This window comes from Glycomyces mayteni, from assembly GCF_042428885.1.
Taxonomy (GTDB): domain Bacteria; phylum Actinomycetota; class Actinomycetes; order Mycobacteriales; family Micromonosporaceae; genus Glycomyces; species Glycomyces mayteni.
The window spans coordinates 1-948 of record NZ_JBHMBP010000015.1 but is presented as its reverse complement, the minus strand read 5'-3'; the positions used below and the strand labels follow the sequence as shown (position 1 = coordinate 948).

The window sequence follows — 948 nt, the reverse complement described above, 5'->3', positions numbered from 1 at the left end:
ATGTGCCGAGAGTTGGGTTTCAGCGGTGCCTGGCGCAGCCAGGTCAACCAGGTGATGCTGCTGCCGGCCTTGAGCTTCAACAGCTCGTCCAGCTTGGCCCGATGCGAGTCCGTGAGTGGTTCGACCAGGGCGCGGTAGACCCGCCGATTGGCTCGCGCAATGGCTTCCGAGCAGGCCCGGTCAATCACGCTCAGCGCCGGCAGGATGCGTCGTTTCTGCCGTAGGCTCTCCAGGGCCTGACCGGCCAGCAGCAAGCCTTTGTCGGTCTGCTGGGCCAGCTCGGTTAGCTCGCGCACCAGGGCGCGGAAGTCGGACAGGCCGAACGGGGCCAGTTGCAGGTAGGTGCGCAGTTCCTGGGCATGCTCGCGACGGGTCACGTCGCGCTCGCCGTACTTTGCCCAGCTCGCCGGCTCGGCCTGGACTTGCTTCGCCACCCACAGGATGACCGGCTCGGGCAGCTCGCTGTCGGTTCCCAGCGCGTAACCGGGGTAGCGCAGCAGGCAGAGCTGCACGGCGAAGCCGAGGCGGTTGGCGTCGCCGCGTCGCTGGCGGATCAGCGACAGGTCGGAGTCGTTGAAGGTGTAGTAGCGGATCAGGTCATCCTGGCTTTCCGGCAGCGCAAGCAGGGTGTCCCGCTCCGTGGCCGAGAGGATCAAGCGACGCGGCATGTGTCAGTCGTCCGTGCGGAGGTACTGGTAGAGGGTTTCCCGGCTGATGTTGAACTCGCGGGCAAGCTGCGCCTTGGGCTCGCCGGCCGTCGCTCGCTGCCGCAGGGTAGCAGCCTGCTCATCGGACAGGGCTTTCTTGCGGCCCCGGTACGCGCCACGCTGCTTGGCCAAGGCGATGCCCTCACGCTGCCGCTCGCGGATCAGGGCGCGCTCGAACTCAGCGAAGGCCCCCATCACCGACAGCATCAGGTTGGCCATCGGCGAGTCCTCGCCAGTGAAC

2 protein-coding genes are annotated in these 948 nt (G+C 67.2%); both read right to left on the bottom strand.

All coding sequences use genetic code 11. From position 1 onward, the window contains the following. Nucleotides 1-668 (bottom strand): DUF4158 domain-containing protein (locus tag ACFFXY_RS25305; RefSeq protein ID WP_270668451.1); only part of this gene is annotated, 668 nt, incomplete at its 3' end. 3 nt (nt 669-671) lie between these two features. After that, nucleotides 672-948: helix-turn-helix domain-containing protein (locus tag ACFFXY_RS25300; protein WP_312721580.1), on the bottom strand; the 277-nt coding region annotated here is incomplete at its 5' end.